19 protein-coding genes and 1 pseudogene are annotated in these 22,464 nt (G+C 39.4%); 13 read left to right on the top strand and 7 right to left on the bottom strand.

Annotated features, from left to right (window positions below; genetic code table 11):
* Positions 1-5: 5 nt before the first annotated feature.
* The 7 genes from MAE_RS01495 to MAE_RS01465 form a co-directional block, all read right to left on the bottom strand.
* Positions 6-887 carry a hypothetical protein gene (locus MAE_RS01495; RefSeq protein ID WP_012264017.1) on the bottom strand — a complete coding sequence of 294 codons (882 nt, stop codon included), beginning with the start codon at positions 885-887 and terminating at the stop codon, positions 6-8.
* Positions 888-1,055: 168 nt separating this feature from the next.
* On the bottom strand, positions 1,056-1,322 hold the full coding sequence (locus MAE_RS01490) for a hypothetical protein (RefSeq protein WP_231859696.1): 267 nt from the start codon (positions 1,320-1,322) through the stop codon (positions 1,056-1,058).
* A 241-nt stretch (positions 1,323-1,563) separates the two neighbouring features.
* Positions 1,564-3,222 (bottom strand): IS1634 family transposase, encoded by a 1,659-nt coding sequence (locus tag MAE_RS01485; RefSeq protein WP_012264016.1) that lies wholly within the window; start codon positions 3,220-3,222, stop codon positions 1,564-1,566.
* Between the two features lie 137 nt (positions 3,223-3,359).
* Positions 3,360-3,950, bottom strand: a complete 591-nt coding sequence (locus tag MAE_RS01480) for a LysM peptidoglycan-binding domain-containing protein (RefSeq protein ID WP_012264015.1) — start codon at positions 3,948-3,950, stop codon at positions 3,360-3,362.
* Between the two features lie 27 nt (positions 3,951-3,977).
* The gene (locus tag MAE_RS01475) at positions 3,978-4,880 is read right to left on the bottom strand and encodes an N-acetylmuramoyl-L-alanine amidase (RefSeq protein WP_041803640.1); all 903 of its coding nucleotides are present in this window, start codon (positions 4,878-4,880) and stop codon (positions 3,978-3,980) included.
* A 49-nt stretch (positions 4,881-4,929) separates the two neighbouring features.
* Entirely contained in the window at positions 4,930-6,480 is a 1,551-nt protein-coding gene (locus MAE_RS01470; RefSeq protein ID WP_012264013.1) for a glucosaminidase domain-containing protein, read from the bottom strand.
* An 85-nt stretch (positions 6,481-6,565) separates the two neighbouring features.
* Positions 6,566-7,318 (bottom strand): N-acetylmuramoyl-L-alanine amidase, encoded by a 753-nt coding sequence (locus MAE_RS01465; RefSeq protein ID WP_012264012.1) that lies wholly within the window; start codon positions 7,316-7,318, stop codon positions 6,566-6,568.
* A gap of 650 nt (positions 7,319-7,968) precedes the next feature.
* On the opposite strand from MAE_RS01465, the gene MAE_RS01460 reads away from it, so the two are divergent.
* From MAE_RS01460 to MAE_RS01400, 13 genes and pseudogenes are all read left to right on the top strand, one after another.
* Positions 7,969-9,411, top strand: coding sequence for a sensor histidine kinase (locus tag MAE_RS01460; RefSeq protein ID WP_041803638.1), 1,443 nt, complete (start codon positions 7,969-7,971; stop codon positions 9,409-9,411).
* A gap of 92 nt (positions 9,412-9,503) precedes the next feature.
* The gene (locus MAE_RS01455; RefSeq protein ID WP_012264009.1) at positions 9,504-10,601 is read left to right on the top strand and encodes a saccharopine dehydrogenase family protein; all 1,098 of its coding nucleotides are present in this window, start codon (positions 9,504-9,506) and stop codon (positions 10,599-10,601) included.
* A 3-nt stretch (positions 10,602-10,604) separates the two neighbouring features.
* The gene (locus tag MAE_RS01450; RefSeq protein WP_041803637.1) at positions 10,605-12,287 is read left to right on the top strand and encodes a mechanosensitive ion channel family protein; all 1,683 of its coding nucleotides are present in this window, start codon (positions 10,605-10,607) and stop codon (positions 12,285-12,287) included.
* Between the two features lie 205 nt (positions 12,288-12,492).
* Positions 12,493-12,991 (top strand): annotated as a pseudogene (locus tag MAE_RS28190) (IS1/IS1595 family N-terminal zinc-binding domain-containing protein); the annotation flags it as partial.
* Between the two features lie 519 nt (positions 12,992-13,510).
* Entirely contained in the window at positions 13,511-14,431 is a 921-nt protein-coding gene (locus MAE_RS01440) for a glycosyltransferase family 2 protein (RefSeq protein WP_012264006.1), read from the top strand.
* Positions 14,432-14,445: 14 nt separating this feature from the next.
* Positions 14,446-15,399 (top strand): GDP-mannose 4,6-dehydratase, encoded by a 954-nt coding sequence (locus MAE_RS01435; protein WP_012264005.1) that lies wholly within the window; start codon positions 14,446-14,448, stop codon positions 15,397-15,399.
* Between the two features lie 32 nt (positions 15,400-15,431).
* Complete coding sequence (locus MAE_RS01430; protein WP_012264004.1) at positions 15,432-17,060, top strand: glycosyltransferase family 39 protein; 1,629 nt, start codon at positions 15,432-15,434, stop codon at positions 17,058-17,060.
* A 13-nt stretch (positions 17,061-17,073) separates the two neighbouring features.
* Positions 17,074-18,291, top strand: a complete 1,218-nt coding sequence (locus MAE_RS01425; RefSeq protein WP_012264003.1) for a glycosyltransferase family 4 protein — start codon at positions 17,074-17,076, stop codon at positions 18,289-18,291.
* 29 nt (positions 18,292-18,320) lie between these two features.
* Complete coding sequence (locus MAE_RS01420; RefSeq protein WP_012264002.1) at positions 18,321-19,304, top strand: glycosyltransferase family 2 protein; 984 nt, start codon at positions 18,321-18,323, stop codon at positions 19,302-19,304.
* Between the two features lie 27 nt (positions 19,305-19,331).
* Entirely contained in the window at positions 19,332-19,886 is a 555-nt protein-coding gene (locus MAE_RS01415; RefSeq protein WP_002797685.1) for a phycobiliprotein lyase, read from the top strand.
* Positions 19,887-19,973: 87 nt separating this feature from the next.
* Positions 19,974-20,366, top strand: a complete 393-nt coding sequence (locus MAE_RS01410; protein ID WP_002797683.1) for a MerR family transcriptional regulator — start codon at positions 19,974-19,976, stop codon at positions 20,364-20,366.
* A gap of 5 nt (positions 20,367-20,371) precedes the next feature.
* Positions 20,372-21,592 carry a hypothetical protein gene (locus MAE_RS01405; protein ID WP_012264001.1) on the top strand — a complete coding sequence of 407 codons (1,221 nt, stop codon included), beginning with the start codon at positions 20,372-20,374 and terminating at the stop codon, positions 21,590-21,592.
* Positions 21,589-22,371 carry a transporter gene (locus MAE_RS01400; protein ID WP_012264000.1) on the top strand — a complete coding sequence of 261 codons (783 nt, stop codon included), beginning with the start codon at positions 21,589-21,591 and terminating at the stop codon, positions 22,369-22,371. The genes MAE_RS01405 and MAE_RS01400 overlap by 4 nt, the downstream gene beginning before the upstream one ends.
* Positions 22,372-22,464 lie beyond the last annotated feature (93 nt).

The raw sequence follows: 22,464 nt of genomic DNA, 5'->3' as shown, positions 1-22,464 counted from the left end.
AACTCCTAAGAACGAATTTCAGTTAAAATGTCATTGAGTTGTTTTGACCATTGATCTAGGTTAAAATTCTGAGGGTCATCATGTCCACCCGGTACGATTTGATCAAGAACAACATGAAAAGCAGGAATTAACCATTTTCCGCGCCGTACACTGGCCGCAATATAAACAACTGCTAGGCGATCTAATTGAGCTTTGGTAAAGCCGGGATCTGGCGATTTAGCATCATTTTTTCTGGGTGGAGAACACTGTGTTTGACCAGAGTTTGGTTGACATTTTCTAGGTTGAACTAATTCAACTGCTAAGAATAAACCCTTACATTTATTCACCCCACAAAATTGCTCCGATTCTCGTCTGGTAGAACGCCAAGGGGTATTAAAATCCTTACGAGTGACGGATTGTCCTACTCGATTAATAATGATATGAGCGGGAGAATTGTCACCACTGCCATATTTATTGAAATTATTAAATTCCCAACTAGCTTCATTAATATTATTGGGAAAGGTATCATTGCCCAAATTAGGGGTACTGGTATCATGAATAATAAAATAACGAGCCAACTCTGCCCTGGGATTATTATTATTGGTTCGTGAGACAGGTTTATCTAATGAACCGCCAATGTCTGCTTCGTTAATTCCTTGAGCTTGTAGATATCGTCTTAATTGCTCTTTACTGATATCAATGGTAGGTCTAGTTAAGAGTTGATCAAACGGAGCAGGTAAACTGGTTAAAGTTGGTCCCACATTCCCAAAAATCTTGGGTTGACGTAATAAACATTTAGCCTGATCGATAGAAGAAATCTGAGAAGTCGGTACTATTTGACAAACGGTTTGAGCTTGGATTTTTGCTTGAAAAAATAAGATTATTACTAAAGTAAATCCAAAGATCATGAATCGCTGAAAAAGCTTGAATAACACAGCTTTACCACTCCTTGAAATCTTGAAATAAATAGAAAGACAAATTTCTTCTAACTAGATAACTGGACATGACTGACTAAAATTGATGCTTGAGAGCCGCAAGCTGAATTGATGATCAGAACCCCAAGACAGGCGAGGAAATCAAGCTAGATAAAATTGTTGATAGCCGACGCTAACAGGCGTGGTGGTTCCTTTCAAAACAAAGACTGCATCGTTAAAGAATTTAATAAAGCGATCGCAGTGTGCGGAAGTACCAATGGGAAATTGACGCATTCGCCAACGATTATTGGAATTTTTGTTTTCAAATAGAGAACCAGCATTATAAGCACAGGCAACTTTGGGCGGATCTAACAAAGTTTTCAAGCGTTGATCGGCAATAAATGACGTTCCTGCTTTAATAGAACCCACATTCCGCACCCTAAGTGTCACAACGTCTCAAAAGAGGAAGGGGCGCGAGTCAAAATACTTATCTAGAGGAGTGAGTTGGCGGCAAGCTGCCGGCAACTAAGCCGAAAATTTCAGAGTTCCCCCGGTCATTCTCAATAAACAGTGCTTGTTGAGAATGACTAGGCAATCAGACTTAACATCTAGGGGGAGATGTTCCAGTTGCTCGCTTTGTTTTGTCACCCCTTGAAGTCAATCCATCTGGTCAAGATAAGAGATAATATTCTTGGCAAGGTTTGGGAAAAAATCTCAAAATGTTGCGCCTCTCATCCGTTAAGTTGCTAATCTTTTGATTGTCTTGAATACGGACGAGATGAATCCCTTGAAAGCCCTGAAATATCCAGCGTAACGTCGGTCGGTCAGTTAACTTACCCAACGGATTTTTCAGTCCCGTCTCCTGCTGTTTTAAACTTAAACGAAGTTGTCTTTGACCAATAGTATAAACCAGCAGGCACAAGCCCATGAGCATGGCCATGACCTCGATTCTATGGGGAGATTTGAGAAAGACACTGTCAGCAAAAAAGCAGGGGTCTTTGAGAAAAGAAAATCCTCTTTCTGGAGCTTGTTGCCCCTTATATTTTTTGAGTATATCCTCACTGCTCAATCGTTTTTTCTCCAAATCGTTAGTTGCTAAAACGAATCGTCCTGCTCGTTTCTTTAGCCTCTCAATCGCTGCCAAATTCAACTCTAATTCGGCTTGAACTTGATAGCTTTGAGAGGGTAAATCGTCTTTTGATTTGAGTTTTGACCCCTGGGACTCAGGCGGAATGAGATTGACTTTAATCTCCGTTAACTGATGAGATTTTAAGGAGTCAGATAATCCTTTGGCTATCGCCAACGCCACCGCTCTATTCTCAAATTCTCTTCGGGATAGTTGCCGGATTTTTTCTTGGGCAGAATTCTTTTCCTGCTCGATTTTTTTCTCTAATTTTTTCAAGTCTGATTCTTGTCTAGCTTGACTTTCAACTAGCAACCATCTTTGTTCTATCCCCCCATAGTTAGAGCTTGTTTCCCGCCAGGAATAACCCGGTATTTCTGAATCGGTTAACTCTTTTTCTGAGATGCTATCGACTAACTCTTGAGCCTCTTTGATGCTTAATGGTACTCGAGACAACCAACGCATTTCTCTCATTAGTTTTAAATTCTCTTTGCTATAGAGGGCGCTATCGCCGACTATTAAACTGTCAAAGTCAACTTGTTTTTTAAATTCTCGGGCGATTTGACCAAAAACTGCTTTGTCCGCTTCATTTCCGTCCCCTACTTTCAGGAATAAAGGTACATCTCCATCCCCACTTACGATTAAGTCAATCATAAATTGTTTTAAGTCAGGTCTTCGGTCGCGGGAGTATCCGTAGGTAATTTTTATTGGCTGTTGTCTGGTTTCAATTTCTTCTCCCACTGCTCCTGATTTCAGGATTTCTACTGTTGGGTATTCCTTTTTATATTCTCCTTCTACTGATAGAGAAGTCGAATCTAAATGGGAGTTCTCGGTTGCTACACCAAATTTTTTCACGGCGGCTAAACTGATGAGTAGGAAAATACCCGAAACATCCAGTTGATAAAGTTTGTCCATTACTCGACCAATTTTATCATCATTCAGGTGTTTTGCTTCGATGCCTTCTCCCAGCAGATGTTCGGTTGCTTTATCTTCAAAAAATTGAGGAAATAAATACAAGGCTCGGGAGACAAATCCCAATCCATTCAGGATAATTGCTTTCACTACTTGCCCCGCTGTGACAATTTCTCCTCGCTCAATTGAGACTTGTTCGTTGATAATTTCAACGATTCCTATTTCATCGATAATTCCGGCTACTAATCCCAGATGGTCTAGATTTTTGACTTCAATTTCTGTTGATTGATTCATGGTCGAACAGTCCACTCGCCTCAGTTTTCCAACAATTCCTATTTTTTCATAATTAGGGTCTCAAAGCCCCCCTAGCGGCCACCGAGAAAACCTTCACCAGCTAAGTATTTTTACTCAAGTCTCTGGCGGGGGACAGCTTATGTGACAGTTGAGGGTGCGGAATGTGGGATAGAAATACTGGCATTTTTTAAGTCATCTCGATCGATGGTTGAATTATGTAATGTACCTCTGGCCGTAGAAATTAATGTTTGCATTAAGCCAACACTGATCAAATGAGGGGTGATAGAATCAGATACATAACCCGGTTCTTTGCGGATAGCGTCTGCTTTTCCGTTCGATTCTGTGGCAATGGTGGCAATAATAATTACTGCTGGCACATTAAAATGTTTTGACCATTGATTAATTTCATCAGAAAAATTATTCCAAATTTTAGTAGCAGTCGCCGGTTGACCACTGGTTCGCTCAATGCCGCTACCTTCAATTTCCACTCCATCTTCTGCCAATCGCCAGCGTACACTATTAGGAAAAGCCCGATGAAAATTTTCTAGGGGATTATTGTCATTGTCATCGGCAAGCTCGGGAATTTCTAAAACTTGTCCCACGGAAATTTGATTAGGATTGGCAATATCATTGGCTTCTTGAATTACCACAAACTTTGAAGCATCACCATAAAATTTTAAAGCAATTCCTCTGAGGGTATCTCCCGATTTAATCGTGTAGTTTTGCATAAAATTATCTCCTGAAGTTATCGATCTTTACTCAATTGTTACTGTCCGAGTTGTGCCATCCCAAGTTACAGAAAGATTCAGTGCTTGCGCCAAATCTACTACTTTCACAAAGCCGAATTGTTCAATTTTCTTGATAATTTCTCCTTGGCTAGTTCCCTCGGGGATATCCATCGGGTTATTGCTGTGTTCAATCAGCAAAAATCCTAAGGATTTTGCCTCTTCCCCATCAGCAAATTTTAATTCCATCACTTCTTGATCATTGGCAGTAATAATTTTCCAATTAAAAGTATCTAGCAAAGGACGAATCTTGACGATACTTTTTTCATTAAATATCTGCGCTTCTCGGAAGGGTTTTCCTTGAATAACTGCTGTGATACTAGCTGGAGTTTCCACTAAACCAGAAACGCCCGTTAATTTCGTTTTGACTAGGGTTCTAAATTGATCTCCCACCTGTCTTTTACTTAAGGATGTATCCCAGGGTAAAACCATTGGATCCCATTTTCCGCGTTGGGGTTTATTAGGAAACTCACGTTCTACTTCTCCATGACCTAAAACGGTTTTAGCTGTTACTTCAATATCGTAAAAATCACAGAGTTCTGCTACTACCTGCGCCATGGTTTCCCATTGGGTTTGTGTCATCGGAAAACTTCCTGCTTTAAATGGTTTTTCCACCGCACCACTCATACAACAGACGCTAACTCCGATTGAACCCGTATTAAACAGTGCTGTATGAGCCGCATAAACATTATCTGCGGTGGAAACATTATCTTTAATTGAGTGAGTTCCCCGCACTAAGTTACCATCATCCTCGATTAAAATATGATAATGAGATTTATCGCTGCTAGAGGCTTTATGTCCCCCTGCCGTCCAGTGAATAATGATTCTTTTCATCGAACAGTTAGGCATCCATGTTGTCGGTACAATTCCCATAATTTTTACCTCTCAATTATGCAATTATCTGGTTAGTCAATGAATGAAACTAAGCTCTCACGGGAGGGCGAATAGCAAAGTGAATGTGGTGATCATGACCGGGAGCAAAATTGCATAGTTTTTGTCCCAAAAAAGTTTCATCTCTCAGGGTCGCGTCATTAAAAAACACTTGACTAACCAGTTTTTGTCGTCTCATGGCTTTAATCAGAGCGCGTGCTGCGGTGCGGTCAAAATTGTCACTTTCCCAAGTGATTCCGCCATGTTGTCCATCCGTGCGCGGAAGCCTTACATCACACATTAAACCCGTTTCATGGCCTGCGTGTTGGGGGGTGTCTCCTCCTGTGGGTTTACTAACATCATTAATAGAAAAAGCGGCACTACTAGGATTAGAAACTCGGAATGTATTATGATAGTCAGCAGCAATTTCTAAGATGGCATCTGCTAACCAACTTGTTCCAAAATCATGATCATCATTAGTTTGATTTTTCTCATGATTAATTAAGCTAATAGAAGGATTACTATCGGGCATGGTTTGCCAACGAGGTGCATTGGCTGCTTCTAACCATTTCTGAGTGGTATTGTCCACATCTATTCGTCCATCTCCACCTAGAGTTTCTCTCCCTGCAATAATCGATTGAAATAATTTAATAGCAAGAATGAAACCTGTATTCAAGGCTGCACTATTAGGATCACCGACAAAAGTATAGCCGAGGGAATGTAATCGCTGTTTAACCGCAATCTTATCGGCTGTTCGGTTGATTCCTCCTAATCCGACACTTCCCGTTAAATTCAGGGTAACTGCACCTGTTGCCTTTGGTGGAGAAGCCTTGATTTTGATTTCTACACTTTGATTATCAATGGCTATTTTAACAATGCGATTGCCTGCTTGTAAGAAGACAAATTCGGCTTTCCATTCTCCTCCTTCTTCTATTTTAATATCATCTAGGGGGAATTGATTATCAATTAAAACGGTGAGTTTTTTGCCTTTGTCGGCAGCGGCGGCGGTTCCTTCAATCCGAAAACTTTGTCCCACTTCCACTTCCTTGGGAAAACTGGTTACTTGTAAGGTATCGGGGGGTGGTGGAATAACAATTCCGTTGGCTTTTGCTAGTAAAGTCCTCGCTTCGGGAACAAGTTTTAACACTTTGCTGATATAACTTATATCGGCAGCAAAGCCTTTACTTTGAATAAAACCGATAAAGTTTTCAGGAGTTTGAGTATTTTCTTCTAATCCTTTATAGGGTTCACGGGTTAAAAATTTCCAATAACCTCGCAGAAATTTGTCAATATCCGTGAATAAACAAAAGTCCATCGCTTCCGATTCAGAAGGTACTTTAATCGATTTAGGAGTAGCAAAGGGAGTCATTTCGTTGCGCCATTTTAAACCGGCGAAGTTTTTCTGTTCCTCGGCTAGTTTACTGGTGGCTCTGGCGGACTCTAATAGCCATTGAGCGAGAGAAACTTCTTTTAAATGACTAAAATGATCGGGAGGAATTGCAGTTAAGTTAACTTGCCGATTATCGGTAGCGTCAACTTCTCGAAAAATTATGGACAAATCAGCTTGAGCATATCGTTGAACTAAGTCATCTAGTAAAGCCATTGCTTTCTCCTGTGAGCGGTAGAAAATCAATTATTTCGCTGATATATTTCCCTTTATTTTGAGAAATAAATCGAGAAATTTCTGTCTATTGCACGATTTCGGCAAATTCCTCAAAAATGAAATGTTCATCTCGATTAGCCTGACTTTTATCAGGCCATTTCACCCAAAAATGTCTTTCTTCCAAGCGCACATCCAACACGGCATAATCTCCCGGTTCAATCTCAACTAAAGTACTTGCCTCTAATTCAGAGGATTGTTCTGTGGAGGGTTTAAGAACAGTTTTTTGAGTAATTCTTAGGGTAGCTGGCTCTGGTGTAGAGTTGTCATCAGCATCCCCAATTAAACCAACTTTAATCGCTTCTGCCATCTTTTCTGCATCAAAAAGATCCATGTCTGCTTGGGAATCCACAAAGCAACATTCAATTAAAATCGCCGGCATTGAAGTATTTACCAACACAGAAAAACGGGTATTTTTTACTCCTCTATTTTTAAATCCTAGCTTGACAATTTCCGTCAAAACTGATTTAGCGATCGCTTGAGAAGTTTGACTAATACCATAAACCTCCGCTCCCACTGCCTTTTTGTTAAAGGCATTAAAGTGAATAGAAACAAAAATATCAACGTTATTACTATTGGCTTTATTGGCTCTTTTTCGCAAAGAATCATTAAGACTAACGGCACTGGTCGGGGTGCAGTTAATTACTGAATGACCCGCTGCGGCTAATTTAGCAATTAGGCGAGTACCCACCTCTTTAATAACAACATCTTCCTGTCTAACTCCCGATGCGCCAATGTCATGAGGTGGGCAATTATGACCCATATCAATCCCAAATTTCATCTGTATACCTCCAGTTTCTTCAATGTTTATTTATTGATCAATTACTCTGAATATACTCTACCTCAATTAAACTAATAAAAATCATATTTTACAAAAATTTACTATTGTTTTATAGCAATTTTTACTGAAAAATTTGGCAGCAATAATGCTACTCTAAAGCTTAATTTAGAGATAATTCTTACCATTGACGTAATGCCAAGGCAAAAGGTTTTGGGATCAAAGATCAGTTAGTTAGGGAAATAATTTGGGAACAATTTAACTTGCTCTATGATAACCATAGATAAACAAAAAAAATACTTAAATGTAACAAAAAAACACATAAGTCGGCAGGTGTAATTAAATATCAGACTTATCGAGGTTGAATTGAGCCACGAACCCCACAACCAGCATAGGTAATCAACTGGACTAACCTATATTACAAATCATTAAACCGATTGACAGCCTTTCTGATCAAGATGAAGTGTAACCTAATTTGCTATCGACGACCGACTCCCCAAAAGCAAAACTTTGTACCTCACTATTAAGATAACTGCCCTAGGTAAAAACGCGGATATCACTGCTAATAGAGTTCGGTTTTACCGTTATGGGATGAGCATTAACGGGGGTACTATTCTAGGTAAGGAATTTGTATCTAGTCAGTGATGAAGACGATGTTAAAGGGGTCTTTACCGAAATTAAGCGATATTTTCCCGCCGACTGACCATCAGGACCGGGAAACTTTCACCCCCAATGCTTTTTATCCTAATTTATCGGAATGGCTCAAGCGCTCGCAACTGAAAGCGGAAAGTGAATGGTTCGCAGCGATCGCCGCTTTAGAAAATATCTTATTACAAAACCAAAATAATGCTGCCGCCGGTCGGGGTTTAATTCTCTCCGGTCCGACGGCTTTAGTTAGAGAAAGCAAGGCTTTAACGGGTTTTGAATTTGGTGTTTTTACTGTTAAAGCTTTAAAACATTTACAATGGCCGGGTTTTCAATTGCCTTCTCAGGAAAAATCCGCCGCCGATGTTTCCCCGACGGAGATTCATGAATTGCCTCTCTTGCCAACGGATCCGATTGCTAATGAAAGATTTTGTCTGGTTTTTAGCGAAAGTTTCGCTCTTTTGCTGGTTTTAGGCGAGGATCAGTGGGGTTTGTCCTCTTTTCAATTTTCCTTTGATCCCGTCCTCACCCAGCAAGCCTGGCAGCAGTTGCGGCAACGATTAGTTAATCTGCGTTATCCGCAAATCGGGACTTTAGAGGCAATTATCGAGGCTAATGGCAGTCCCTCGCCGGATTATCGTCTAGTTAGCCAATTTAGTCGCCAATTACTGCAAAATTTACCCAACCAGCCTAATTTAGACCTGAAAAAAACGAAATCGCCTATCAATGCCGAAATCACTCCGCCAAAGGAAGATAATTCTAATTTAGAATCGGGTTGTGATTTGGAATTATTGCGCGCTTTAACCCACGAAATTCGCACCCCTTTAACCACCATTCGCACCATTACCCGATTATTATTAAAACGGGCAAAAGTAACGGAAGATGTGCAGAAATATTTAGAAACAATCGATTTAGAATGTAGTGAACAAATTCAGCGCATGGAATTAATTTTCCGAGCCGCAGAATTGGGTATTAATCCTCTGGGGGATAAACCGATTCAATTAATTCCAATTGCTCTAGAAAAAGTCTTTCAAGATAGTATTCCCCGGTGGCAAAAACAAGCTAAACGGCGCAATGTCAATTTAGAAGTTAATGTACCGAAAAAATTGCCTTCGGTAATTAGTGACCCGAATTTATTGGATCAAATGTTAAATGGAGTCGTGGAAAAATGTACTCGCAGTATGGCTAGTGGTGGCCTGTTGCAAGTACATATATCAACGGCAGGAAATCAATTAAAAATGCAGTTCCAAACTCAGGTAAAATCGCCTAATCTTACCCTCAAAGCTTTGGGAAAAGTCCTAATGTTTCAACCAGAAACCGGTAGTTTAAGTCTGAATATGAAGGTGACTAAAAACCTTTTTCAAGCTTTGGGAGGTAAATTGATTGTGCGTGAAAAACCCGAAGAAGGTGAGATTTTAACTATTTTCTTGCCCCTCGGACGCATTAAATAAGTTGTGATTATTCTCAATTTTTCATCTTGTAAAATAGGCAAAATTGCCAAGAGGATGCTATACTAGGGCAACAAATATTATTGATAGTTGCCATGGAAAAAACTGTTTTAATTTTAGGTGGCACTGGTCGCATTGGTCAAAGTGTCGCCCTAGATATTATTAATCATACTGCAGCTAAAATTATTGTCACTGGACGGAAGGAAAAAGCGATTAAATTACTGCCAAGAATGCAGTTTTTGGCTTTAGATTTAGAAGAAATAGACAAGCTTAGACAGGCAATTAAAAAGAGTGATTTAGTTATTCATTGTGCCGGTCCCTTTCATTATCGCGATGGCAGGGTAGTAAAAATTTGCATCGAAGAAAAAGTCAATTATATTGATGTTAGTGATCATCGTTCTTTTTATCAAAAGTTAATTCCCTATCGAGAATTAGCGATAAAAGCGGGAATAACTGCCGTGGTTAATACGGGAATTTTCCCCGGTATTTCTAATAGTATAGTGCGAGAGGGAGTGGAACAGTTAGATAGGGTAGAAACGATCTGTTTAAATTATGCCGTAGCTGGTTCAGGAGGTGCGGGATTAACCGTGATGCAGACTACTTTTCTCGGCTTAAAAAAGCCTTTTTTAGCTTGGATTGAGGGACAATGGCAAGAGATTAAACCCTATACTGCTAGAGAAGTAATTGACTTTCCCGCTCCTTTAGGTAAAACTGGTGTTTATTGGTTTGATATGCCAGAAACCTATACTTTTGCTGAATCTTTTCAAGTGCAAAATGTGATTACAAAATTTGGTTCTATTCCCGATTTTTATAATCATTTAACTTGGATTACTGCCCATATTTTTCCCGATGCTTGGGTAGAAAGTTCTCGGGGAATCGAGTTTTTTTCCCAAGTTAGTTATCGCATGACAGAAGTAACCGATAAATTTTCGGGAATTGGGGTAGCAATGTTAGCAAAAGTGGCCGGATGGCAAGGGCAGCAAAAAGCAGTTTATCAAGCAACTATGCTTCACGAGAATACTGCTCAAGCAGCGGGTTGGGGAACTGGCAGCGTGGCAGAATTAATCTTAGCGGCAAAACTCCAAAAAGCCGGGATTTATCCGGTGGAACAGGTGTTATCCACAGAACTATTCCATGCTACGATGAAAAAAAGAGGTATTAAACTCGATCGCTCCTGTGCAATTGTGGCTTAGAAGATGCAAAAAATCTGGCGTTACCTAGGGCTGTTTTGTTTAGTTTTGTTACTGACTTTATCCCCTATCTTCATGATAGCAGCCCAGAATAATCCTGCTAAACAGGGACAGGAAACACCCCTGGAAACTTTGGGAGAAGTTTTTCCCGTCATGCTTGATAATCAAGAACTTTTTACGATTCGGCAGGGAATAGGTTCTTTTTCAGCGCAAGAAAGAGCGAAATCGATTACAACCAGAATTGAAAAAATTGCCGATGACGATGCTCTTTCTCCTGAAGATTTAACCATAAAAATCGATCCTGAAGACAAAAACCCCTCGATTATTTTGGGAGATACGGTTATTGCTACTATTACTTCTAAAGATGCCAAATTACACTCAGTAAGTCAAGAAGTATTGGCCGAACGAGCTTTAGCAAAGATTAAAGCGGCCATTGTCCGTTATCGTCAAGAACGTCAACCGGATAACCTCTTAAAAGATGCAACTTTGACGGTAAGTGCTACCTTGGCCACGGTCTTAATTTTCTGGGTAATAATTTTTATATCTTCGCGGGTTTTTCCCCAGATTCAGAGATTAATCACCTCCCTAGTTCCTGGGGTCGTATTCCAAAATTTTGAGATTATTAGTTCCCAGACAATAGGAATTTGTTGCCTGAGAGTTTTGCAATTTATCCGAACTCTAATTATTTTAACTATTCTCTATTTTTATTTAACTTTTGTCCTTCGTCTTTTTCCCTGGACTAGAAAATTTGGTGATGGTTTTCTGCAATACTTTTTTAGTGCTTTGGAAGTTATTTCCCAAGAGATAGCAAAATATTTACCCAATATTTTTATTATACTGCTAATTGTTTTTATAACTCACTATCTGTTGAGAGCAATTAAACCATTTTTCACTGGATTGGAAAGAGAAAATTTAGTAATCCATGGTTTCTATCCCGATTGGGCAAAACCAACCTATAATTTACTGTCACTGCTGATAATTGCCTTAGCTATAGTCATCGCTTTTCCCTATCTACCCGGATTTAATTCTCCTGCTTTTCAGGGGGTGTCGGTATTTTTAGGGGTGCTATTTTCCTTGGGTTCCACCTCTGCTATCGCTAACGTGGTAGGAGGAATTATCCTCATCTATACCCGCTCTTTTCAACTAGGAGATAAAATTTCTATTGGTGATGTTATTGGAGATGTGATTGAAAAAGGATTATTAGTCACCCGTATTCGCACACCAGCTAATAGAATTATCACGATTCCTAATTCATCGCTGTTAAACACCAATGTGATTAACTTTAGTGTCTCCCAAAGGGAATTCAAACAGCCTTTAATTTTGCAAACCACAGTCACTCTCGGTTATGATTTACCTTGGCGTAAGGTTCACACAACCCTGAAAGAAGCAGCCTTAGCAACCAAATTTATTGTCTCAGAACCTGCTCCTTTTGTCTTGCAAACCAGTCTCGATGATTTTTATGTCAGCTATCAGCTAAATGCCTACACCGATCATCCTAGCAAAATGGTGTATATTTATTCTGAATTGCATCAAAATATTCAGGATAAATGTAACGAAGTCGGTATCGAAATTATGTCTCCTCACTACAAGGCTCTCCGGGATGGCAATCACAGCACTATTCCTGAAAATTATCTGCCGGAAGATTATCAAAGTCCTGCTTTTGGTATTCAGTCAAATCCTCAGAAGTAATAATACTAAATCCGTTGAGTATAGGCTACTGGTCTGTCAAAGCAATTATGTCGGATAATAGGAATGTAAATAAGCTAACCCCGAAAAATGGTAATGATTCGGTAGTAGTGGCGTAGCTCTCTTGCTTACCTGGTATGAATTGTGTAAAATATTTATTAATAAAAATAATTGCAACCCGCTCAGTCTTTAAACCTCTAGCTTGATCATGACTTTTCTAATAAATATCTTTTTCTGGCTCCTGTCTGGCTTACTCAAATATCAGTCTAGCACCGAACAAAGTCCCCCCTTCACCTCTATTCCCCTGTCCTAATTGTGGTTCTCACCATACTATCAAGAATGGTTCTATTCATAATGGAAAACCCAAACGTCAAGGTAAAGAATGTGGTCGTCAGTTTGTGATCAATCCCACTAATAAAACCGTCTCTGACCAAACCAAACAATTAATTGATAAACTCTTACTCGAACGAATTTCCTGACGAGGAATTGCTAGAGTAACAGGGGTAAGTTGGTCATGGTTACAAAACTATGTCAACAATAAACTGGCGGCTGTTCCCCGTCAAATAAAGGTTTCGGACAAACCAAAAGGTAAATTGGTTAGAGAATGTGATGAGATGTGGTCTTGGGTTTTTTCTAAGACGATAAAGGTTTATATTTGGCGGTTAATTGATAGAAAGACAAGGGAAATTATTGGTTGCTATTTAGGAGATAAGTAGGGTCTGCTGAATAATGGTAAAACCCTTTTAAAATAAGGCTTTTGACCTGTTAAAATCCGATGTTCATGCTGCGAAAATCGGATTGGGACCATCAAAAACCTGGCATTATCCTTAGTTTAGTACATAAGTTAGTACAAAAAAGAGAGGGCAACAAAGCCTGAAACTCCCGACGACCGGCTACTGACGACCGGCTACTGACTCCTAACCCCACCAACAAACTTTTTGCCGCAAACCCTAAGTACATCAAAGCTTTTAGCTTAACAAATTAGGTTTGAGATTGGTCGAGTGGAGAGTGTTATAGCAGTTATCTTCATGGTGAGATAGGAAGTTTTCCTTTTGGGGAGTCGGTCGTCAATACCAAATTAGGTTATACTTCATCTTTACGAGAAACGCTATAAGTAAAAAGCAATCTCCTGTCTCCTGTCTCCTGTCTCCAGGTTAAAAAGCATTTTTACATTTTTCCAAAGGAATGTTAAGTTTTAGGGTATTGAATGAGTAACCTTGATAGCCATGGCTCCTAAAATAGCAGGGATTATCTGTACCCACAACCGCGATCACTACCTAGCAGGAGCGATCGATAGTCTTTTAGGGCAAACCTGCCCAGATTGTGAGATTTTAGTGGTTGATAACGCATCTACCGATAAAACCCGTCAAGTGGCCGAGTCGCGTCTGGGAGATGGGCGGCTAAAATACGTTTACGAACCTATTTTAGGGCTATCTACCGCCAGAAATCGCGGGGCGAAGGAAACTAGAGCGCCGATTTTAGCCTATTTGGATGACGATGCGATCGCTAGTACTCAATGGTTGCAAATTCTGTTAAATGCCTACGAAAATAACGAAAAACTGGCAGTAGCGGGGGGAAAAGTCACTCTTATTTGGCCGCAAGGCTACAGTCAACCCAATTGGTTATCCGATGAGTTAGCAGGGGGTTTAGGGGCTTTCGATTTGGGCGACAATGTGGTATACATTAGCCAGGCGAATTTAACTCCGCGAGGGGTTAATTACTCGATTCGGCGAGATTTTTTGGAGAAAATTGGCGGTTTTGACCCTAATTTGGGAAGAATTGGCAAAAAACTTCTCTCTAATGAGGAATTATACACTACAGAACTGGCACTCGCCCAGGGATGGCAAGTAGGCTATTTTCCCGCAGCATTGGTGGAACACAATGTTGCCCCGGAAAGAATCAATCGTCAATGGTTTATGCGTCGTAGTTGGTGGCAAGGCATCAGCGAACACTACCGGGAAGAAGTGGCAGGAAGGACGGGATTGGCTCAATTTAGGCGAGGAGGTGAGCGTTTGGTGAGAGGATTGGTTAAATATGTCAAATTTATCAATGATCCCGCTAAAAGCTTTGATAATCTTCTCTATGCCTACGGACAAATCGGTTATTTAAGCGAGGCCGCCAAGGCGATGTTAAACCCTCAAAAGTAAATTATTGTAAATAAATGAGTAAAAAAGCGTTAATTTGTGGTATATCGGGGCAGGATGGAGCCTACCTAGCCGAATTACTGTTAAAAGCCGGCTATACAGTTTGTGGCACCTCCCGGGATGCCCAAATGTCCTCTTTTAGTAACCTGAAACGTTTGGGAATCAAGGAACAGGTAAAACTAGAATCGATGGCACTGAACGACTTTCGCAGTGTCCTACAAGTCTTAATTAAAATTCAGCCCGATGAGGTCTATAATTTGGCTGGACAAAGTTCTGTGGGTTTATCCTTCGAGCAGCCGGTGGAAACCTTAGAAAGTATTGCCACGGGAACCTTAAATCTCTTAGAAGCAATTCGATTTACCGGAGCAAAAATTAAATTATATAATGCAGGATCGAGTGAATGTTTCGGGGATATCGGCGATAATTCTGCCGACGAAAATACCCCTTTTCGTCCTCGCAGTCCCTACGCTGTGGCCAAATCGGCGGCTTTTTGGGAAGTGGCTAATTATCGAGAAGCCTACGGAATTTTTGCCTGTTCAGGCATACTTTTCAATCATGAATCTCCCCTGCGTCCCGAGCGCTTTGTTACCCAAAAAATTATTGCTGCCGTGGCTAGAATTGCCCAAGGAAGTCCCGATACTTTACACTTAGGAAATATGGATATTCAAAGGGATTGGGGTTGGGCGCCGGAGTACGTTGAAGCGATGTATTTAATGCTGCAACAGGAGCAACCCGATGATTACGTCATTGCCACGGGAGAAAGTTCAAAACTGGAGGATTTTGTCGCCACAGCTTTTGCTACTGTTGGCTTAAATTGGCAAGATCATGTAGTTTCCGATCAAAGTTTATTAAGACCAACAGATTTAGCCATTAGTCGCGGCAATCCCAACAAAGCTAAGGAAAAATTAGGTTGGCAAGCACAATACAAAATGACTGATATTGTCCGCATGATGGTAGAAAAAAATCAGTAAATAAATAAAACATAGAAAAAAGGAGCTAAAATATGTTAATGGAACTTAAAGCTGGATTCTTGAAAATTCCCAATTGGTTAAAAGCTTTAGTATTAATCAGTTTAATTTTGGGGATTTTCCTGAGATTTTATAATTTAGATGGCAAATTATATTCTAATGATGAAGCTTTTAGTACAACCTATATCTACGGGCAAAATATAGCGAACATTATCGATGTTAAAATTGTCTCTGCCTCGGAATTACAAAACTATCAAAGATATAACACAGATGAAGGTATTTTCGATAGTTTTAAGCGCCTGCTTGAGCGACCTTACGTCTTTCCGCCTTTATATGCTTTCATGGTGCAAATTTGGTCAAGATTCTGGAGCTTATTCCTTACCGAGCCTGCGATAATCACTCGAAGTTGTTCAGCTTTTATTAGTTTGTTTTCTCTCCCTTTTATGTATTGGCTATGTTGGGAATTATTTCAATCAGCATCTATCGCTTGGTTAGGGACGGCAATTTTCGCAATTTCTCCATTACAACTCCAATATTCCCAGATCGTCAGAACTTATAGTCTAATTACAGCCTTTACTCTATTATCTAGTGCAACTTTACTTCACAGCTTACGAGTTCCCAAAAAAATTAATTGGTTGCTCTATACATTTACCGTTGCTTTCGGGTTATATTCTAATATTCTTTTCGCTTTTGTAATAATTAGTCATGCTCTTTATATAATTATTGATTCCAGAGGCAGAATTACTAAGAATGTTAAGAACTATATTCTATCATCGCTGTTAGGAATTTCACTTTTTATGCCCTGGTTCTATCTGTTTCTAACCAAGCCAGGGTTATTCGGATATTCTGTGGAACAACCGGCTGAACAAAATATCCCAATCACTGGGTTAATTAAAGATTGGATGAGAGGGGTGCTTCGTATTTTTATCGATCTAAATGATGGCTGGATTAAGGATACTGACTCTTTTCTCTTATTACAAAGAACTTCTTGGATTTTTCTTCTAGTTTTTCTTTTGACATCTGTAGTATTTTTAATTTTTAATGCTGGCAAAAATAAAAACTGGATGATTCTCGCTTTGCTAATTGGTGGGGGAGGGATTTTGATGATAAAAGACGCTATCTCGGGAACAGGGTTTTCTGTTCGATTACGTTATATGTTGCCCTACGCTATCGGTTGGCAATTAGCAGCAACTGCTTTGATAGCTTATCTTTTTTATTCTCGTTTAAGCTGGCAAAGACAACTGAGTAAAATCATCATTTCTAGCCTTTTACTATTGGGATTGCTATCATCTTGGATCATAGCTAGTTCTCCTTCTTGGTGGGCATTTGGAGCACCTGATTACCCAGCAATAGCTCAAAAATTGAACAAATTAGAGAAACCTGTAGTTCTATATGATGATTTTGCTGATGCCTTAACCATGAGTTATTTAGTTAACCATAATGTCTATTCTCATCTGACTAAAAGAGCAGAATTTCATCTCGAAACTAATCCCAATCAACCTAATGATATTTACCGAGGATATACTGATATTATCATTTTTCGTCCATCATCAACTCTTGTGGAAAAGTTACAATCAACAGAAAATTTTGTCTTAGAACCACTTTTTAAATCCCAAGAAAACTATCCTAGTAAACCCAACGCATGGAAAGTCATCAAACGCTAACTTTGCTCAAGCCATGAAAATTTTAATTCTATCCTCTACTTTTCCCTATCCCCCAACCAGAGGGGGAACTCAAGTTAGAACCTTCAATCTTTTAAAACACCTGAGTAAGAATCATGAAATCACGATCATGACTCGACCAAATTCGGATGTTAGTAGGACTGATATTGAAGCCTTGGAAAGATTGGTTAAGGAGGTAAAGATATTTCCCTATTCTAATTCTGCCAACCCTAGTATTTTAGGCAAAATAAATCGTTTTTATGATTTTATAATGCAAGGTACTCCTCCCAACGTTCGACAAGTATATAGTGCTGATATTCAATTGTGGCTTGATCGTGCCATTGATAGTCAAAAATTTGATGTTATTACTTGTGAGCATAGCGTCAATGAGATCTTTGTCCGCCCCCATTGGCAAAAAAAGCTTAAAACTATAATAAATATACATAGTTTAGCCTATAAAACCTGCAAAAATCAATTAGAGATAGGAGTCAGCCCTAATCCTATTCGAGATACATTGTATTTGCCACTTCTCGAACGCTATGAACGGAGATTTTGTCAGAAATTTAACCCTATAGTTGTCACTACTTCAGAAGACAAGGAGCAGATGAAAGAGTTGAACATTAATCGCCCTGTTATTGTAATTCCCAACGGCGTTGACTTGGAACTATTCCCCTATCGAGAAACCGATCCCAGTGGTTATCAAATTATTATGACGGCAGGCCTAGATTACAGTTCTAATATAGATGCAGTACGCTTTTTCAGTTTAGAAGTTTTCCCTATTTTACAACAAAAATATCCTGAGGTTACTCTGATACTTGTTGGTTCCAATCCTGCTCCATCGGTCATAGAATTAACAAAAAATTCTAAAATCACTGTCACAGGTCGAGTTCCATCTATGGCCGAGTATCTTCATCATGCTACTATTTGTGTTGTGGCAATGCGTTCGGGTTTTGGGATTAAAAATAAAACCCTAGAATCGATGGCTGCGGGAGTGCCGGTGGTAGCCAGCGATCGAGGTTTAGAAGGGTTAACAGTGGAAGGAAATCATGTTCCTTTAGCAGCCTTAAGGGCTAATAGTATTGAGGAATATTGTACGGCGATTAGTAGTCTTTTTGAATCGGCAGAGTTACGAGAAAAATTATCTAGAAATGCTCGCAAGTTAATCGAAGATAATTATACTTGGCAGCAAGCAGCCACTAAGTACGAACAAGTTTTGACTGCTGATATTTGTTAGACAATTTCTCTAGTTTTTTGTAAATTAATATGCTATCAAATCAAATACCAGTGAAAATATCTGTTGTTGTTCCTCTGTATAACGAAGAAGAAAATATCGATGCTCTCTTTGGGCGACTTTTAGCGGTTTTAGAGACAATAAATACCAGTTATGAGGTCGTTTGCGTCAATGATGGTAGTCGTGACAATACTCTCAAAAATCTCGTGGAATATCATCAACGTTACCCACAAATTAAAGTGGTTAATTTATCCCGTAATTTTGGTAAAGATATTGCCATGTCAGCAGGAATTGATTACAGTCAAGGGATGGCAGTAATTCCTATTGATGCTGATTTACAAGATCCCCCCGAATTAATTGCCGAAATGATCGAAAAATGGCAGCAGGGTTATGATGTGGTTTATGCGTCCCGTCGGGTTAGAATTGGCGAAAGTTGGTTGAAACGTTTTACAGCAGAAGGTTTCTATCAAGTCATTAATAAATTAAGTCGGGTTCCTATTCCCCCTAATACGGGAGATTTTCGCTTGATTGATCGCCGAGTGGTAGAATCAATTAAAAAGATGCCCGAACGTCAAAGATTTATGAAAGGAATATTTGCTTGGGTGGGATATAAACAGACATCAATTTTATTCGATCGAGAACCACGGTATCAAGGACAAACTAAATGGAATTACTGGAAATTATGGAATTTTGCCATCGATGGTATTACCTCTTTTAGTTTTTTACCTCTAAAAGTCTGGACCTATGTAGGATTTATCATTTCACTTGTTAGTCTTGTTTATGCTAGTTTTTTAATGCTCAGGACTATTATTTTAGGAATCGATGTACCTGGATACGCTTCTCTGATGGTTGCTATCTTATTTTTAGGAGGAATTCAATTACTGACTCTTGGTATTATTGGCGAATATATTGGCAGGGTTTATGAAGAAGTAAAGGGACGGCCACTTTATCTTGTTCGAGATTGTTATGGTTTTGAAAATCGGGAACAAGTTACTGATAAAATAACTCAAAATTAAAATACTGACAAGAGGAGAATTAACTCTATGAATACCGAAGTTTTTCAGCAATTTTTTGTCTATTGTGTCGGTAGTTGGCAAACGGAAAGAACCTATCATTATCTAGCCGATCAAGAAGTGGAACGTTCCCGTACTGAATTCCTCATTCAACCCCTGACTAGGGAGATTAAACAGAAAGTTCTGACAGATAATAACTATCCTGATATTGCGGATTTAGAAAGTATCCCCGGGTTTAATTTAGGTTTCTATACCATCTCGGAAAAAGGGGAAGAAGTGCGACAAAATCTTAATCTTTTATTTGTGGTTAAAGCAGAAAATAACGGTTATTTAGAAGGGGATTATCTTCGTGATCGCGCCTACGAAGAAGCAAGACCAATTATCTCTGCTTTTCGCTTTGATTCCACTACCAGAGAGTTATTAATGACCACCAATTATACTCGCAGTGTTTCCGTGGATTCAATTACTTTAATCAATCCAGACCTGCGAATTCGCAAAATTATTAACTATCAACGTCCCAAGGAGGGGGAACCCTTGGAAAAAGTTCTCTTGGTCGGTTTTGGAGTTGAGTGTAAAGTCAGTTAAAAAAATATTTCTTTCCCCCCCCCCTTGATTCTCCAGTCAGGGGGAGATTTTATAATAGGGTAACGATAGGATTAAGGAGCAAAAATAATGCTCAGAATCGGTCAACTTTCCCTAGAAAGTGGTGTTTCAATTAAAACGATTCGTTATTACGAGGAATTAGGACTAATTCAGTCCCCTGAGAGGACAGAGGGACAATTTCGCCTATTTACTCCCGATACTGTCCATCGCTTGCTGTTTGTCAAAAGATTGCAATCTTTGGGTTTAAGTCTGCAAGAGATCCGCGAATGTTTAGTAATTCATGACCATGGTGAGTTACCCTGTGGAGATATTCAGGAAAAATTAATTAAACATATTGCTGAGATCGATCAACAAGTGGAACAATTGCTTTTATTGCGTCAACAATTAACCGAAACCCTGCAAGAATGGACGGATACACCTGTAAAAGACGATCAATTTATTTGCCCTAATCTCAAGGTTTAACTATCATGAAAAAGTTGATTGTATTGGTAACTGTAGCACTTATTTCTACTCCTGTAATTGCTCAACATTTACATCTTGATTCACCTCAAACTCAGACTTTACAAGCAATTCCTGACAATATACCAGCTTGGATGTATAACAAGCAACGTAATCATATTTATCCCCAAAGAGGGGTTTATAACAATGCAATTTATAATGTCAGAGATTTAGCTTTAGACTTGAATGCGATCGCTGTTGGTCATGCCTTTGCTTACGAAGATATCGTAACGGGAAAAGCGAAAGATTTAGAAACTAAGACATACCAAACAATTAATTGGGTTTTAAAAAATCCGCCTAAATTTATGCCCGACGAGGGTAATATTTCCCCAACTTTTGGCAGAAAATACGGTGTTTTAGAACAGGTTTTCGATTGGGCGCATATTTTCCATGCTCAAACCGTTGATGTTTTAGCCAGCAGCAAATTAACCAACAAGGAAAAAGAGGCGGAAATTGAGAAATTATATCAATTTTACTTGACAAAAGTTCCCTATGCGATTACGGGATTACCCATGAATATGGGTTATCTGGATTCCCAGCCTTATTCTAAAGCCTTTCGCCAGAAATATCCGAAAGTTAATGGCTTATTTTGGGGCTACCATTGGTTACAAGGAACAATGTATGACTTGCTCTATGAGAAGACGCTAGAAGAACAAAAACAAGCTTATAAACAGGTAGGAAAACAATACCATAGTCAGGAATTGTATCGCACCGATCGAGCTTTTATGCCGATGTTTGCCGAACTTAGTCCCAAGTTTGCCCGACGTTTTCCTCAGATATCTAACACCTTCGATAACCTGCATATGTTGCACGATATGGTTAATGATATTCTGGCATCAGATTGGCTAACTCCCCAACAAAAAGACGAACAAATCACCCGCGCTATTTGGTTAGTAATGGCTGCTAATCATCAAGAAATGGCAGCAGGAAAAAATTATGGTGGTGAAGGACTACACGATCATCGTTTTCAGTCAGGAATTCCGGGGATGGGATTAATGCCAGCAGATATTTCTCACGAAGGTCATAATCACGACAATCCTCATAATTCTGAGAAAAAACCTGATAATTCTCAGGGAGATGAGGGAGGAGATCACCAACACCATAACCACGAAAATCACTCTCCGGAAAACCCTCCTAATACGGAGAAAAAACCTGACGACAGCAATCATCAAGAGGAACCCAAAAAATGAGAAGATTTTTATTAATTGCTGTGAGTTTAGTCGTTAGTTTTACTAATCCAGTTTTTGCCAACGATCATAATAATCTGGATTCTGGTCGTCCCCTTTCTTTTGATGATGCTGAAAGTATTGGTTTTGGGGAACAATCAATAGAATTTGGAGGAAGTCTAGTCTTTCCTGAAAATAGTAATCTTGGGGGTGAGTTTGATATTGAATACCTCAACGGTATTATTCGCAATGGTCACATTATTATCGGCATCGATCCGCAAGTGGGAGGACGAGTTAATAGTGATGATACGGATTTTGATGTGGGAAATTTATCTGTAGGTTTTTTCTATAATTTCAATCGAGAATACGATAATGTTCCCGCTTTTGCCATTCGTACCGATTTAGGATTACCGACGGGAAATAATGCTAGGGGATTAGATTTTCGTCTGCGGGGAATTGCTAGTAAAACTGTTGGTCAATTCGATCGCGTGCATCTTAATCTCGATTTAAACATAAACACTGACCCCGATAACGGCGATCGAGCTTTTTCCCCGGCAGCAATTCTCGGTTATTCGCGACCGATTGGTTATCCGAAACGTTTTGATCGCACTTTTTTAGCAGAATTGGGCGTAATTACCGGCGATAATAGTAATGGTGGCGTTTTAATTCGCACTGGTATGGGAATTCGTCAGCAAATTAATCGCCAAGGTGTGATCGATTGGGGTATCGAGGGAGATATTGCCACTAATGGCAATGATCAAAGTCAATTAAAGCTAAAAATCGGTTATTCTTTCGGATTTTAGGATTTTTCCCTAGCCTGCTCTTAAAAGCTAAAATAGATGAAGTATAACTTAAATTTTGGTTTGACTGGGAGTATGAGGGGGTTTGGAAGTCCA

This window comes from Microcystis aeruginosa NIES-843, assembly GCF_000010625.1.
GTDB classification, from domain to species: Bacteria; Cyanobacteriota; Cyanobacteriia; order Cyanobacteriales; family Microcystaceae; genus Microcystis; species Microcystis aeruginosa.
This window is presented reverse-complemented; position numbering and strand designations above follow the sequence as displayed.

Coding starts and splice junctions, on each gene's coding strand:
- MAE_RS01495 (WP_012264017.1), bottom strand. CDS start 887: ATGATCTTTGGATTTACTTTAGTAATAATCTTATTTTTTCAAGCAAAA.
- MAE_RS01485 (WP_012264016.1), bottom strand. CDS start 3,222: ATGAATCAATCAACAGAAATTGAAGTCAAAAATCTAGACCATCTGGGA.
- MAE_RS01480 (WP_012264015.1), bottom strand. CDS start 3,950: ATGCAAAACTACACGATTAAATCGGGAGATACCCTCAGAGGAATTGCT.
- MAE_RS01475 (WP_041803640.1), bottom strand. CDS start 4,880: ATGGGAATTGTACCGACAACATGGATGCCTAACTGTTCGATGAAAAGA.
- MAE_RS01470 (WP_012264013.1), bottom strand. CDS start 6,480: ATGGCTTTACTAGATGACTTAGTTCAACGATATGCTCAAGCTGATTTG.
- MAE_RS01465 (WP_012264012.1), bottom strand. CDS start 7,318: ATGAAATTTGGGATTGATATGGGTCATAATTGCCCACCTCATGACATT.
- MAE_RS01460 (WP_041803638.1), top strand. CDS start 7,969: ATGTTAAAGGGGTCTTTACCGAAATTAAGCGATATTTTCCCGCCGACT.
- MAE_RS01455 (WP_012264009.1), top strand. CDS start 9,504: ATGGAAAAAACTGTTTTAATTTTAGGTGGCACTGGTCGCATTGGTCAA.
- MAE_RS01450 (WP_041803637.1), top strand. CDS start 10,605: ATGCAAAAAATCTGGCGTTACCTAGGGCTGTTTTGTTTAGTTTTGTTA.
- MAE_RS01440 (WP_012264006.1), top strand. CDS start 13,511: ATGGCTCCTAAAATAGCAGGGATTATCTGTACCCACAACCGCGATCAC.
- MAE_RS01435 (WP_012264005.1), top strand. CDS start 14,446: ATGAGTAAAAAAGCGTTAATTTGTGGTATATCGGGGCAGGATGGAGCC.
- MAE_RS01430 (WP_012264004.1), top strand. CDS start 15,432: ATGTTAATGGAACTTAAAGCTGGATTCTTGAAAATTCCCAATTGGTTA.
- MAE_RS01425 (WP_012264003.1), top strand. CDS start 17,074: ATGAAAATTTTAATTCTATCCTCTACTTTTCCCTATCCCCCAACCAGA.
- MAE_RS01420 (WP_012264002.1), top strand. CDS start 18,321: ATGCTATCAAATCAAATACCAGTGAAAATATCTGTTGTTGTTCCTCTG.
- MAE_RS01415 (WP_002797685.1), top strand. CDS start 19,332: ATGAATACCGAAGTTTTTCAGCAATTTTTTGTCTATTGTGTCGGTAGT.
- MAE_RS01410 (WP_002797683.1), top strand. CDS start 19,974: ATGCTCAGAATCGGTCAACTTTCCCTAGAAAGTGGTGTTTCAATTAAA.
- MAE_RS01405 (WP_012264001.1), top strand. CDS start 20,372: ATGAAAAAGTTGATTGTATTGGTAACTGTAGCACTTATTTCTACTCCT.
- MAE_RS01400 (WP_012264000.1), top strand. CDS start 21,589: ATGAGAAGATTTTTATTAATTGCTGTGAGTTTAGTCGTTAGTTTTACT.